13 protein-coding genes are annotated in these 12,411 nt (G+C 58.6%); 7 read left to right on the forward strand and 6 right to left on the reverse strand.

Going from position 1 to position 12,411, the window contains the following annotated elements; all coding sequences use genetic code 11:
- Together trkA and K9857_RS05930 are read left to right on the forward strand one after the other, a co-directional pair.
- The coding region (gene trkA / locus K9857_RS05925; protein WP_224533921.1) for a Trk system potassium transporter TrkA at nucleotides 1-798 on the forward strand (798 nt) is incomplete at its 5' end.
- Nucleotides 799-885: 87 nt separating this feature from the next.
- A complete protein-coding gene (locus K9857_RS05930; protein WP_224533922.1) occupies nucleotides 886-1,200 on the forward strand; it encodes a tetratricopeptide repeat protein in 315 nt (104 codons plus the stop codon).
- A gap of 7 nt (nucleotides 1,201-1,207) precedes the next feature.
- Here the strand turns inward: K9857_RS05930 and K9857_RS05935 are convergent, their stop codons facing one another.
- The 3 genes from K9857_RS05935 to tag all read right to left on the reverse strand — a co-directional run bounded on the left by K9857_RS05935 (nucleotide 1,208) and on the right by tag (nucleotide 3,004).
- Entirely contained in the window at nucleotides 1,208-1,447 is a 240-nt protein-coding gene (locus K9857_RS05935) for a PilZ domain-containing protein (protein ID WP_224533923.1), read from the reverse strand.
- A gap of 71 nt (nucleotides 1,448-1,518) precedes the next feature.
- Nucleotides 1,519-2,406 (reverse strand): lysophospholipid acyltransferase, encoded by an 888-nt coding sequence (locus tag K9857_RS05940; RefSeq protein WP_224533924.1) that lies wholly within the window; start codon nucleotides 2,404-2,406, stop codon nucleotides 1,519-1,521.
- A gap of 40 nt (nucleotides 2,407-2,446) precedes the next feature.
- Nucleotides 2,447-3,004, reverse strand: a complete 558-nt coding sequence (tag, locus tag K9857_RS05945) for a DNA-3-methyladenine glycosylase I (RefSeq protein ID WP_175375703.1) — start codon at nucleotides 3,002-3,004, stop codon at nucleotides 2,447-2,449.
- A gap of 81 nt (nucleotides 3,005-3,085) precedes the next feature.
- Here tag and glyQ point away from each other — a divergent pair, with 81 nt between their 5' ends.
- The 4 genes from glyQ (at nucleotide 3,086) to K9857_RS05965 (ending at nucleotide 7,488) form a co-directional block, all read left to right on the forward strand.
- A complete protein-coding gene (gene glyQ / locus K9857_RS05950) occupies nucleotides 3,086-4,039 on the forward strand; it encodes a glycine--tRNA ligase subunit alpha (protein ID WP_003213601.1) in 954 nt (317 codons plus the stop codon).
- On the forward strand, nucleotides 4,036-6,090 hold the full coding sequence (gene glyS / locus K9857_RS05955) for a glycine--tRNA ligase subunit beta (RefSeq protein ID WP_224533925.1): 2,055 nt from the start codon (nucleotides 4,036-4,038) through the stop codon (nucleotides 6,088-6,090). Before glyQ ends, glyS begins: the two co-directional genes overlap by 4 nt.
- A gap of 6 nt (nucleotides 6,091-6,096) precedes the next feature.
- Nucleotides 6,097-6,630, forward strand: a complete 534-nt coding sequence (gene gmhB / locus K9857_RS05960) for a D-glycero-beta-D-manno-heptose 1,7-bisphosphate 7-phosphatase (protein WP_175375701.1) — start codon at nucleotides 6,097-6,099, stop codon at nucleotides 6,628-6,630.
- A 78-nt stretch (nucleotides 6,631-6,708) separates the two neighbouring features.
- Nucleotides 6,709-7,488 (forward strand): lysophospholipid acyltransferase family protein, encoded by a 780-nt coding sequence (locus K9857_RS05965; RefSeq protein WP_175375700.1) that lies wholly within the window; start codon nucleotides 6,709-6,711, stop codon nucleotides 7,486-7,488.
- 180 nt (nucleotides 7,489-7,668) lie between these two features.
- Here K9857_RS05965 and K9857_RS05970 read toward each other — a convergent pair whose 3' ends face one another.
- Complete coding sequence (locus K9857_RS05970) at nucleotides 7,669-9,231, reverse strand: sensor histidine kinase (protein ID WP_224533926.1); 1,563 nt, start codon at nucleotides 9,229-9,231, stop codon at nucleotides 7,669-7,671.
- 136 nt (nucleotides 9,232-9,367) lie between these two features.
- On the opposite strand from K9857_RS05970, the gene K9857_RS05975 reads away from it, so the two are divergent.
- A complete protein-coding gene (locus K9857_RS05975) occupies nucleotides 9,368-10,087 on the forward strand; it encodes a response regulator transcription factor (RefSeq protein WP_224533927.1) in 720 nt (239 codons plus the stop codon).
- Nucleotides 10,088-10,211: 124 nt separating this feature from the next.
- Here the strand turns inward: K9857_RS05975 and K9857_RS05980 are convergent, their stop codons facing one another.
- Together K9857_RS05980 and K9857_RS05985 are read right to left on the reverse strand one after the other, a co-directional pair.
- The gene (locus K9857_RS05980) at nucleotides 10,212-11,123 is read right to left on the reverse strand and encodes a hypothetical protein (protein WP_224533928.1); all 912 of its coding nucleotides are present in this window, start codon (nucleotides 11,121-11,123) and stop codon (nucleotides 10,212-10,214) included.
- A 4-nt stretch (nucleotides 11,124-11,127) separates the two neighbouring features.
- Entirely contained in the window at nucleotides 11,128-12,228 is a 1,101-nt protein-coding gene (locus K9857_RS05985; RefSeq protein ID WP_224533929.1) for a type IV toxin-antitoxin system AbiEi family antitoxin, read from the reverse strand.
- Nucleotides 12,229-12,411: the final 183 nt, after the last annotated feature.

The raw sequence follows: 12,411 nt of genomic DNA on the forward strand, positions 1-12,411 counted from the left end.
CCGATCCTGCCCCAGGGCGATACGGTGATCGAAGCGGATGACGAGGTGTTTTTCATCGCCGCCCGCGCCAACATCCGTGCGGTCATGAGTGAAATGCGCCGCCTTGACGAGACCTACAAGCGCATCGTCATCGCCGGTGGCGGACAGATCGGCGAGCGACTGGCCGAGGCCATCGAAAGCCGTTACCAGGTGAAAATCATCGAGATGAACCCGGCGCGCTGCCGTCATCTCTCCGATCACCTCGACAGCACCGTGGTGCTGCAGGGCAGCGCCTCGGACCGCGACCTGCTGCTGGAAGAGAACATCGCCGACGCGGACATCTTCCTGGCCCTGACCAACGACGACGAAGCCAACATCATGTCCTCGCTCTTGGCCAAGCGCCTGGGCGCGAAGAAGGTGATGACCATCATCAACAACCCGGCCTACGTCGACCTGATCCAGGGCGGCGATATCGACATCGCCATCAGCCCGCAGCTGGCAACCATCGGCACCCTTTTGGCCCACGTGCGTCGCGGCGACATCGTCAGCGTGCACTCACTGCGCCGGGGCGCGGCGGAAGCCATTGAGGCCATCGCCCACGGTGACGCGAAATCGAGCAAGGTGATCGGCAAGGCCATCGAAAACATCGGCCTGCCGCCGGGCACCACCATCGGTGCGATCATCCGCGATGAAGAAGTGATCATCGCCCACGACGACACGGTGATCCAGACCGGGGACCATGTGATCCTGTTCCTTGTGGATAAAAAGCATATTCGCGATGTGGAAAAGCTGTTCCATGTGGGATTGAGCTTCTTCTGATCCCGATTTTGCGGTGATTGGGCGAGCCTCTTCGCGGGCAAGCCCGCTCCCACAGGTTTTGTGAACGCCCCAAACAAGGACCCCACCATGATCGAATCGCTGGAAAAAATGCTCGCCAAGGGTGTGGATAACCCATTGCTGCGCTTCGGCCTGGGCAAGGGCTATCTGGATCTGGGGGAAAACGCCAAGGCTGTGGAACATTTGCAGCGCTGCGTCGAGCTCGATCCGAAGTATTCGGCGGCCTGGAAACTGCTGGGAAAGGCCCATCTGGCGCTGGCGGAGCATGACGCCGCGCGCTCGGCCTGGGAGAAAGGCCTGCAAGCCGCGCAAGCCCATGGCGACAAGCAGGCCGAGAAGGAAATGACTGTGTTCCTGAAGAAACTCGACCGTCAGGCACACTGATAGCTGTTTAGAGATAACGCAGGCCAATCCCTTCGGCATCCACCTGCACAACCTCCATCTTCACCTGCGGCGCGCCTGTGGGTAAGTCCTGGACCTGCCCGTAAACAACCGCGCCTCTGGGCAATGCCGCCAAGGCTGGATGCTTGACGTAGACCCCGGTGGTCGAAAGATTTCGCGTCTGGCCCAGGCATTCGCCAAAGCTCTCGTGACTGATCTTGATGCGAAAGGATTTGCGTTGTTCGGACATCTATTGCGCCCTTCAGTGAACGGTTGTGGATAACCCCGCCAAAGAATTATCCACAGATCATGCCAATCGACTCAGTACCAGCGCTCCTCTCCCGGAGGACGCTTCTTGAAACGCTTCATGCTCCACATGTACTGGCTCGGATACGCCCGCACATAACGCTCGACTACCTGGCTCATGGCCGCGCAGGAAGTGGCGGTATCGGTGCTGTACATGGCCTCGGGCGCGGCTTCCAGAATCACTTTGTAGCCCGAACCGTCCGGCAGGCGCAGGGCATGCAGGAACACGCCGACCGCCTTATGGCCTGCGAGCATGTTCGGTACGAACTTGCTGGTCAGGGCCTGGGTGGCGAAGAACGGCACGAAAATACCGGCGGATTCGGCCGGTTCCGGGTCAGCGGGAATCCCCACTGCACCACCTTTGCGCACTTCCTTGATGACGCTGAGGATACCTTCCTTGGTGGAGGCCGCCACCTTGTTGCCCAATTGCACCCGCTGCTTCTGCAGCAATTCATCCACAGCCTTGAGCTTGGGCGGACGGTAGAAGATGATCGGTTTGCACTGGCTGCAATAGAAGTGGTTGAGCACTTCCCAGTTGCCAAGGTGGCTGGTGATGCCGACGACGCCTTTGCCGGAGGCGAGGGCATCCTTCAATACGTCGAGGCCTTCGACTTCGCGCACCAGATCGATGGAGCGCTGGGCAGGCCAGATCCAGGCGCAGGCGCTTTCGGTCAGGGATTTGCCGATGTCTTTCAGGCTCTGGCCGACCAGGCGCTCGCGTTCGGCGGGGTCCATGTCCGGAAAGCACTTGGCGAGGTTGATCCGCACCACATCGCGCGAACGATTAGGGGTTTTCCACATCAACCAGCCAATGGCTGAGCCAACGGCCTGCACTGCCCGCCACGGAAGCAGGGCAAACAGCCGCAGAGCGCCTACCAGCAAGGCGCCTTTAAACTTATCCACAGGTCACTCCTGATCTTGTGCTGTGCGCGAGGCGGCTATTCTAACCGCCGTTCGCCAGCATCGCGTAGCGGTCGCAATCCTGCGTGTGGTCCATGACCATGCCCGAGGCCTGCATCAACGCGTAGCAAATGGTCGGCCCGACGAAAGTGAAGCCGGCCTTTTTCAGGCCCTTGCTCATGTCCACCGCCTCGGGCGTGACGGCCGGCACTTCGCTGCGATCCTTGAAGTGATTGATCTTCGGCACACCGCCGACGAAGGACCAGAGAAACGCCACCGGGTCCTCCAGCGCCATCCAGGCCTGAGCATTGCGTCGGGCCGCATTGAGCTTGAGGCGATTGCGGATGATGCCCGGATCGAGCATCAATTCATCGATTTCCGCGTCGCTCATCTGCGCCACGCGCTGCACATCGAAGCCGAACATCACCTGGCGATAGTGCTCGCGTTTGCGCAGCACGGTGATCCAGGAAAGCCCGGCCTGGAACCCTTCGAGCAAAAGCAACTCGAACAAACCCTGCGCATCGCGTAGCGGCGTGCCCCACTCCTGATCGTGATAAGCCATGTACAGCGGATCTTCGGAACACCAAAAGCAGCGTGGCATAAGGCTCCAGGGGGCGTGCGCAGCAACGAATCGGGTATACTCCCGCTCTTTAAATCGCAGCCCAAGAAACAGGTGAATTTCGTGAGCCAGCCTACGCCAGCCGTGCGTACCTTCCAAGACTTGATCCTCGCCCTGCAGCAATACTGGGCCGAGCAAGGTTGTGTGGTACTTCAGCCCTACGATATGGAAGTAGGCGCCGGCACTTTCCACACCGCTACATTCCTGCGCGCCATCGGCCCGGAAACCTGGAACGCCGCCTACGTGCAGCCAAGCCGCCGCCCGACTGACGGCCGCTACGGCGAAAACCCGAACCGTCTGCAGCACTACTACCAGTTCCAGGTGGTCCTGAAGCCGAACCCGGACAATTTCCAGGAACTGTACCTGGGCTCCCTCAAGCACGTGGGCCTGGACCCATTGGTGCATGACATCCGCTTCGTCGAAGACAACTGGGAATCGCCGACGCTCGGCGCGTGGGGTCTGGGCTGGGAAGTCTGGCTCAACGGCATGGAAGTGACGCAGTTCACTTACTTCCAGCAAGCCGGCGGCATCGAGTGCTACCCGGTGACCGGCGAGATCACCTACGGCCTGGAACGTCTGGCCATGTACCTGCAGGGCGTGGATTCGGTCTACGACCTGGTCTGGGCCGACGGTCCGTTCGGCAAGGTGACCTACGGCGACGTGTTCCACCAGAACGAAGTGGAACAGTCGACCTACAACTTCGAACACGCCAACGTGGAGAAGCTGTTCGAACTGTTCGATTTCTACGAAAGCGAAGCCAAGCGCCTGATCGAACTCGACCAGCCGCTACCGTTGCCGAGCTACGAAATGGTGTTGAAGGCCTCCCATACCTTCAACCTGCTGGATGCGCGCCGGGCGATTTCCGTGACTGCGCGTCAGCAATACATCCTGCGTGTTCGCACCCTGGCGCGTTCCGTTGCGCAAGCCTACCTGCTGGCGCGCGCCAAGCTGGGCTTCCCGATGGCGACCCCGGACCTGCGTGACGAAGTACTGGCCAAGCTGGAGGCTGCACAATGAGTGCTCAAGATTTCCTGGTTGAACTGGGCACCGAAGAACTGCCACCCAAAGCCCTCAATACCCTGGCCGAAGCGTTCCTGGCCGGTATCGACAAAGGCTTGCAGGCCGCCGGCCTGAACTACGAGACCAAGACCGTCTACGCCGCGCCACGTCGTCTGGCGGTGCTGATCACCTCGCTGGCCACCCAGCAGCCTGATCGCAGCATCAACCTCGACGGTCCGCCACGCCAGGCCGCGTTCGATGCCGACGGCAACCCGACCCAGGCCGCCCTGGGCTTTGCCAAGAAGTGCGGCGTCGAGCTGAGCGAAATCGACCAGAGCGGTCCGAAACTGCGCTACAGCCAGAACATCGCCGGCAAGCCGACCGCGAGCCTGCTGCCGACCATCGTCGAAGACTCGCTGAACGACCTGCCGATTCCCAAGCGCATGCGCTGGGGCGCGCGCAAGGAAGAATTCGTTCGTCCAACCCAATGGCTGGTGATGCTGCTCGGTGACCAGGTCATCGACTGCACCATTCTTGCCCAGAAGGCCGGTCGCGACTCCCGTGGCCACCGCTTCCACCACCCGGAAAAGGTCAGCATCGGTTCGCCGTCCAGCTACCTGGCCGACCTGCGCAGCGCCTACGTGCTGGCCGACGCCAACGAGCGTCGCGACATCATCAGCAAGCGCACCGAAGAGCTGGCGACCCGCCAGGAAGGCACCGCCATCGTGCCGCAGGATTTGCTCGATGAAGTGACCGCGCTGGTCGAGTGGCCTGTGCCGCTGGTGTGCTCGTTCGAAGAGCGCTTCCTCGATGTGCCGCAAGAAGCCCTGATCACCACCATGCAGGACAACCAGAAGTACTTCTGCCTGCTGGATGTCGACGGCAAGTTGCTGCCACGCTTCATCACCGTGGCCAACATCGAGAGCAAGGACCCGCAGCAGATCATCGCCGGTAACGAGAAAGTGGTTCGCCCACGTCTGACCGACGCCGAGTTCTTCTTCAAGCAGGACAAGAAGCAGAAGCTGGAAGACTTCAACCAGCGCCTGCAGAACGTGGTGTTCCAGGAAAAACTCGGCAGCGTCTATGACAAGGCCGAGCGCGTTTCCAAGCTCGCTGCCTATATCGCCGCGCGCATCGGCGGCAACGCTTCGTGGGCCGCGCGTGCCGGCCTGCTGTCCAAGTGCGACCTGGCGACCGAAATGGTCGGCGAGTTCCCGGAGATGCAAGGTGTCGCCGGCTACTACTACGCCCTCAACGACGGCGAGCCGGAAGACGTCGCCCTGGCCCTGAACGAGCAGTACATGCCGCGCGGTGCCGGCGCTGAACTGCCAAGCACCCTGACCGGTGCGGCCGTGGCCATCGCCGACAAGCTCGATACCCTGGTGGGTATCTTCGGCATCGGCATGCTGCCAACCGGCAGCAAGGATCCGTATGCCCTGCGCCGTGCCGCACTGGGCGTGCTGCGCATCCTGATCGAGAAGCAACTGGATCTGGACCTGAACGACGCCGTGGCCTTCGCCGTGAATGCGTTCGGTGCCAAGGTCAAGGCAGCCGGTCTGAACGAGGCGGTGCTGGAGTTCATCTTCGATCGTCTGCGTGCCCGTTACGAAGACGAAGGCGTCGACGTTGCCACTTACCTGTCGGTTCGCGCCCTGAAGCCGGGTTCTGCCCTGGACTTCGACCAGCGCGTTCAAGCGGTGCAAGCGTTCCGCAAGTTGCCGGAAGCCGCTGCACTGGCCGCCGTGAACAAGCGCGTATCGAACCTGCTGAGCAAGGTTGAAGGCTCCGTACCGACCGTGGTGGAAGCCAAGTACTTCGACAACGCCAACGAGTTCTCCCTGTACTCGGCGATTCAGCAGGCGGACCAGGCGGTTCAGCCGATGGCCGCTTCGCGTCAGTACAGCGAGTCCCTGGCTCGTCTGGCTGCCCTGCGCGAGCCGGTGGATGCGTTCTTCGAAGCGGTGATGGTCAACGCGGAAGATGCCAATGTCCGCGCCAACCGTTATGCCTTGCTGGCGCGCCTGCGTGGCCTGTTCCTCGGCGTCGCCGACATTTCGTTGCTGGGGTAAGACTGTTTGAAACTGCTGATTCTCGATCGGGACGGAGTGATCAATTACGACTCCGACGCTTACATCAAATCGGTGGAGGAGTGGATTCCACTTCCCGGTTCGATCGAAGCCATCGCGCAGTTGAGCAAGGCCGGCTGGACGGTAGCAGTCGCTACCAACCAGTCGGGCATCGCTCGCGGCTATTACGACATCGCGACCCTGGATGCCATGCACGAGCGCTTGCGCTCGCTGGTGGCTGAGCAGGGTGGCGAGGTCGGGCTGATCGTCTACTGCCCGCACGGGCCGGACGATGGCTGCGATTGCCGCAAGCCAAAACCCGGGATGTTGAAAAACATCGCCGCACATTACAACGTATCGCTGACCAATCTCTGGTTCGTCGGCGATAGTATCGGTGACCTGGAAGCCGCCAAAGCCGTCGATTCTCAGCCAGTTTTGGTAAAGACCGGGAAAGGCGAAAAGACTTTGGGCAAGACCCTACCGGTAGGCACCTTGATTTTCGACGATCTGGCGGCGATTGCCGCAGAACTTATCCTCAATTAAAGCGCTTTCGACATCCTGACAAGGAATGTTCGGGAGTGCGCTTTCAGTCGGGCAATGCCCGTAACGGTAAACGTCGCCATGTCGATACTGCAGGCCATCAGAATTTTCCTCTTTTACCTGCTGCTGGGCACCAGCTCCCTGCTGTGGTGCAGCCTTAGCTTTTTTATCGCGCCCTTTCTGCCGTTCAAGGCGCGTTATCGCTTCATCAACGTTTACTGGTGCCGCTGCGCCTTGTGGTTGAGCAAGGTGTTCCTCGGCATCCATTACGAAATCAAGGGCGCCGAGAACGTGCCAGAGCGGCCCTGCGTGATCGTGTCGAATCACCAGAGCACCTGGGAAACGTTCTTTCTGTCGGCCTATTTTTCGCCGTTGAGCCAGGTACTCAAGCGCGAGCTGCTGTACGTACCGTTCTTCGGCTGGGCGATGGCCATGCTGCGACCGATCGCCATCGATCGTGACAACCCGAAAGCCGCGCTCAAGCAAGTCGCGTCCAAGGGCGACGAGCTGCTCAAGGACAACGTCTGGGTACTGATTTTCCCGGAAGGCACCCGCGTTCCTTACGGCACCGTTGGCAAGTTCTCGCGCAGCGGATCTGCGCTGGCGGTGAATGCCGAACTGCCTGTATTGCCCGTCGCCCACAACGCCGGCAAGTTCTGGCCCAAAACCGGTTGGGCCAAGAAGCAGGGCGTGATTACCGTGGTCATCGGCGCACCGATGTATGCCGAGGGCAGCGGACCTCGGGCCATCGCCGATCTGAACGATCGCGTGCAGGCCTGGAACGAGCAAACCCAGCGGGAAATGGGCTCGCTGCCACCGGCTCCGCAGGCTCCGACCGCCAGTGATCAGGTGGCCGTCTGAGTTTCTGTGGATAACCTGTGTACCAATTTATTGACAGGTTTCCAATTTCGATTCTAAACGCATGATTTATTTAGATATTTTTTAAAGCTCTAAAATCTGGAAAAACGTGCATAAGTTTTTTTCGGGCGCAAAAAAACCGGCTGATATAGCCGGTTTTTTTATGCCCGCGAACAGGCTGTTTCACTCTTCGTACAAAGGGAACTGCAGACTGAAGCAGGTCCCCTCTCCGAGCACGCTGCGGCAGTCGATCCGTCCCCCATGGCGGTCCACCACGGCCTTGACCATCGACAGGCCAAGACCCACACCATCAATCCCTTGGGCCGAGGAAAACCGCCGGTACTGGCTGAACAAATCAGGCAGCTCCTGGGTGGCAATGCCCTTGCCTTGATCGATTAGTTCGCAGGTGAGCCAACCGTTACTGCGGCTGACCTGCAGACTCACGCGGGTTCCGCTGGCGCTGTACTTGATCGCGTTCTCCAGCAGGTTGAACATCGCCCGGGTCAGCAGCGCCTGATCGGCCATGATCAGGCTTTCCTGGGCCTGCTCATCGATCTGCTGGTCCAGTTCGATCTCTTTCTGCTGCGCGATGGGCAAGGCCTGGTCGAACACATCCAGTACCACCATTGCAAAGAGGCTCGGCTGAAACACATAGGCGTCGGATTCGGCCTTGGCTAGCTGGACGAAGCCGTCAGTCAAATTCAACGCCCGGCGCACCTGCAACTCGATCTGATCGAACAATTGCGCATCGCCCCCGACCTGATGCCGATGCACATCGAGCAGGGCGAGGATGGCCGAATGTGGCGCTCGCAGGTCATGGGACAGGAACCGCAGCATCACGCTGCGCTGTTCCTCCGCTTCGCGCTCGACGCTCAGGTCCGTCAGACTCAACAGCCAACCGACCGGTGTTTCACCGCCCACAGGCAGCAGCGGCGCACGTTCCAGACGCAGGCTGCGCTCCTTGATATCGCGAAATTCCAGCATCGGTAATTCGGACAACAGCGCAGGCGTGCTTTGAGCCAATGCCGGATAGCCCAGTTGCTTCAACTGCTCGAGTACGTCATCGCCCACCAGTTCAGCGCTGAACAACGCGCGAGCCTTGCGGTTGCCCAGCAGGATTTGTCCCTTGGGGTCGCTGATCAACGTGGCAACGGGCAGATGCTCCAGGCCATCGGCAATGAAACGCCGGGCATCGCGTGTGCGGCTGATGGCTTGTTCCAGGGCGATGACCTGGCCGCGCAGGCGGTCGCCGGTGGGGAAGTGCGAGCGACGGCGCTCGGGGAAGACTTTCGGTTCGCTGTCGAGTCTCGCCAGCTCCCAGCCGAAATAGGTCAGCACCACGCTCAGGCGCCGCCAGTTCCAGATCAGGTAGCCGAACAACATTCCCAGAACGCTGGGGGTCGGTGACCACCAGTAGCGCTGCTCCGCCAAGCCGGCACTGGTCAAAAACGCGCAGCCCATGCCGGCCAACATCACCCAGAGCGCCAGGCGAGGCAACCACAGCAGCAATCCCAAAACAGAGATCAGCAGGCCGAAGGACAGAAAAGCGCCGAGGGCAGGAGTGGCATCGTGCAGGTTCATCTGCGTGCGATAAGAAAGCAGGGCAGTCAGCGGCAACAGCACCACGCTTATCCACAGCCATTCACGGACCATTTTCCTGAACAGCCGCTGGACTTGGGTCGGCTCCCGGCTTTCCCGACGACGCTCTTTCATCTTGAATACCCGGTCGCGAGAGAAATCGTTCATGGGGCACAGGTCTGGATGGATGACTGAAATCATAGCGGACGTCGACCAGCGGCGTGCTTCTTACTTTCACTCCGCCACTCGAGAAGCTATCGTCCTTTCATTGTGGAGTGTATTCAGAGCCAAGGAATCACCGCCCATGCGTATTGCAGTGCTCGACGATGAACCGGCTGAATTGCGCCGGGTGGAACAGACGCTCCATCAGATGGCCGAACCGGGCGAAGACGCCTGGGCCCTGCACAGCTTTGAGAGGGGAGAGGATCTGCTGCGTCAGCTGCGCAGGGAAACCTACGACCTGCTCATCCTCGACTGGCAACTGCCGGACCTCAGCGGCATCGCGCTGCTGCAATGGACCCGCGAACACATGGACGCCCCGCCGGCGGCCATCATGCTCACCAGCCGCGATACCGAGAGCGACATCGTCCAGGCGTTGAATGCCGGCGCCGATGACTACGTCAGCAAACCCTTCCGCCCCAACGAGCTGAAAGCCCGCGTCACCGCCGTACTGCGTCGACGCAGCCAACAGCGCACCGCGGCAACCGAAGTATTGAACTTCAATGACCTGGTATTCGACGACGCTGACCTGACCATCAAACGCGCCGGCAAACCCATCGTCCTGACCGAACGCGAATATCGACTGGCGCGCTGCCTGTTCACCAACCTCGGCCGGCCACTGTCGCGGGAATACCTCTACCAACGCTTCTGGACCCACGAAGAAATGGACTCCTCCCGGCCACTGGATACTCACATCTATCGACTGAGAAACAAACTGGGATTGACCGCGGATCGGGGTTGGCAGTTGCTGACTATTTATGGGTATGGGTATCGGTTGGAAAGTGTGACTGCAGTGACGTCGTAATTGCCGGTTAATTCAACGTAAAAAAAAGGCCAACGCTTGAGCGTTGGCCTTTTTTCATCGGCAACAGCTCCGAATGAAGGAAAAAAATAGCTTCGAAATACCTACGCGGTTCTTAGCGTGAGACTCAAGCCACACCACTACGGATGCGCATCAGAATTTCAGTCACCAAGCCCGATGCATACCGTTGTGCCTGACTTTTTTCTTCCGTGAACTCGTCTCCCTTTCCGTAGATGAACTGTGCATAGGCTACCGGCCCGTTGAGCTCGTAACCTTCTACGCCGTTCCCCTCGCAGAATCTTTTCTGCAAAGCCTGAATAGCGGCCTCTACTGCGGCGGGATAGCGCGCAGACAAGATTTTTTCAATAAATTTCGCCGCAACTTCTGCTGGATCTCCTGAGTACCGCAATACATGGATGAGATCCCCCGCGTCCTTCGGTTCACCACGACCGTCGAAGGCAAGTGCCTTGAGAATGATAAATGCCACCAGATCGGCATAACGGACTGTTTCGATCGAATAGCCACCACCAGTCAACAACTTGGCGGTAACTTCTCTCTCTTCGTACCATTCATGCACGATTTCAGCATGATCAATCGCGAGTGCTGATACTGCTTCCCCGTCAACGTTTTTAGATTTTCCAGCCGGAGAGTCTTCTGTGGCGCCCTGTAGAAACTCTACAAGTACATACTCTTTCTCTGAGATATGCCGAAACCAACGCCATCCAGACGACCAGCCATTTGGCTCAATGAATCGCTGAAATCCTCTCTGCTCTAGCTGTTCGGCGAGGGATGCATAGCCTTCACCCTCAGCGATTAACTGAAGATTCAACACCATATCGACATCCGATGTACCAAAGTGCGCTGGAACATCGGGATGAGACTCTGGGGTGAGGTATCTCGGCACTAATCCACCTACCAGGCGCAGGGTGGATTTAAGTGTTCCGAATGCGCCAAGGAGGGTCACTAGAACCTGCTCGCAGGCGTCCGTCTTGTCTGCAGAGTAACCATCAGCAGTTTTTGGTTTAGGAGCCAGTGCCATTTATTCAGACCTTCAAAATATCTTGTCGAAGCTGAGCAGCCAACTCAGCATTACGGCCTCGTCCGTCTTGCAAGTCGAGATATTGAATGAACTCACTGGCAAACCAGCCCTCGAATTCGGGATGATGACGCCGAAAAAGCATGCTCGAACCAGAGCGCTCTACCAACACAACGTTAGCCCCTTTTTCCGCCGGCTTCAGACCAAGTGCGTAAGCGAAAGACTCTTTGGTTCCAGGCATGATTTCCACCTCTGCGATGTCCACCTGGGTTAGCAAGGGTGAAAGGTTGTTTGCCGCGATCGCCCCGGTAAAGGCCCAGTCTTTTTCCCCAGCCTCCTTAGCATTCAAGGAGAGTTTGTCTAGCAGCTGGTTGGGATTGGAGCTGAAAACATACCAGCGCGATCTGCTTTCCTTGCGCTTCTGCCAAGCGTCAGCCCAAGCATCTAACAACTCCCCTGGTTTTGTAAGACGTCTGCGCTGGAGACGACCCTTCCCGTCTGCCTCAATCCACTCTCGCAACTCCAGTTCACGCAAAACGGATGAAACGGAAAAAACTGAAGTCTGGGAGGTCTCAGCAAGCTCCAACCCTGTGAACCATTCCCCCCTTGTCTGAAGCAACGCGTGAACCACCATTTCGCGCGCTCCGGTAAACAGAGGCACTCGACGCTGCTTCTGTGAAGTCGTACTTGGCTTGCGCTCAATATTTATCAGCCAGCGATTGTGTCGAAAGTACAAAGAGCCGCTGGAATCGTAATAACCCACGCCTCGTCGTTTTAGGTCTTCACGGGCGCCGCTGCTCAATTGTTCAGCTAAAACCATGGGGACGACAGCAGCCTCGTTGCTTTTGCGCTCGGCATTGCAGCGATAACGGTCCAGAATCCATACCGCTTCTCGGACATCCCGCGGATACATCACTCGCTTCATTTCAACTGCTACATCCCATGGACCATCGGGCGAATTGATCCTCAACAGCAAGTCAATATCGCCGTCTGGTCCAGGAACGTTGTACTTCCTGTCAAGAATTTGTGTCCCCGTCGCGTTCTGTAGCGATTCGACGAAGGCCTCGATCAGGGGTTGCTGGTCGTGGTCAGATGTTTCGCGCCGCATAGCTCAATCGTCCAGGAAGGTAAGAAAAGCGCAGCCTTGTTTATTCAATAAACATAGTTTATCTGAACAGATAAACTAGCTAAAAACCATAAACAAAGATGAACCCAGTTCATAGGCCGCAAATCGCAATCTGACCTGGCATCTTGATTGTCGGCTTGGCCATGCCCGTGAACACTGCTGGTA

It is taken from the genome of Pseudomonas sp. REP124, from assembly GCF_020164475.1.
Lineage (GTDB): Bacteria > Pseudomonadota > Gammaproteobacteria > Pseudomonadales > Pseudomonadaceae > Aquipseudomonas.

Bases quoted from the DNA above. Each gene is read 5' to 3' on its own strand.
- K9857_RS05975 (WP_224533927.1), top strand. From the start codon at position 9,368: ATGCGTATTGCAGTGCTCGACGATGAACCGGCTGAATTGCGCCGGGTG.
- K9857_RS05980 (WP_224533928.1), bottom strand. From the start codon at position 11,123: ATGGCACTGGCTCCTAAACCAAAAACTGCTGATGGTTACTCTGCAGAC.
- K9857_RS05970 (WP_224533926.1), bottom strand. From the start codon at position 9,231: ATGAACGATTTCTCTCGCGACCGGGTATTCAAGATGAAAGAGCGTCGT.
- K9857_RS05935 (WP_224533923.1), bottom strand. From the start codon at position 1,447: ATGTCCGAACAACGCAAATCCTTTCGCATCAAGATCAGTCACGAGAGC.
- K9857_RS05965 (WP_175375700.1), top strand. From the start codon at position 6,709: ATGTCGATACTGCAGGCCATCAGAATTTTCCTCTTTTACCTGCTGCTG.
- tag (WP_175375703.1), bottom strand. From the start codon at position 3,004: ATGCCACGCTGCTTTTGGTGTTCCGAAGATCCGCTGTACATGGCTTAT.
- K9857_RS05985 (WP_224533929.1), bottom strand. From the start codon at position 12,228: ATGCGGCGCGAAACATCTGACCACGACCAGCAACCCCTGATCGAGGCC.
- glyS (WP_224533925.1), top strand. From the start codon at position 4,036: ATGAGTGCTCAAGATTTCCTGGTTGAACTGGGCACCGAAGAACTGCCA.
- K9857_RS05930 (WP_224533922.1), top strand. From the start codon at position 886: ATGATCGAATCGCTGGAAAAAATGCTCGCCAAGGGTGTGGATAACCCA.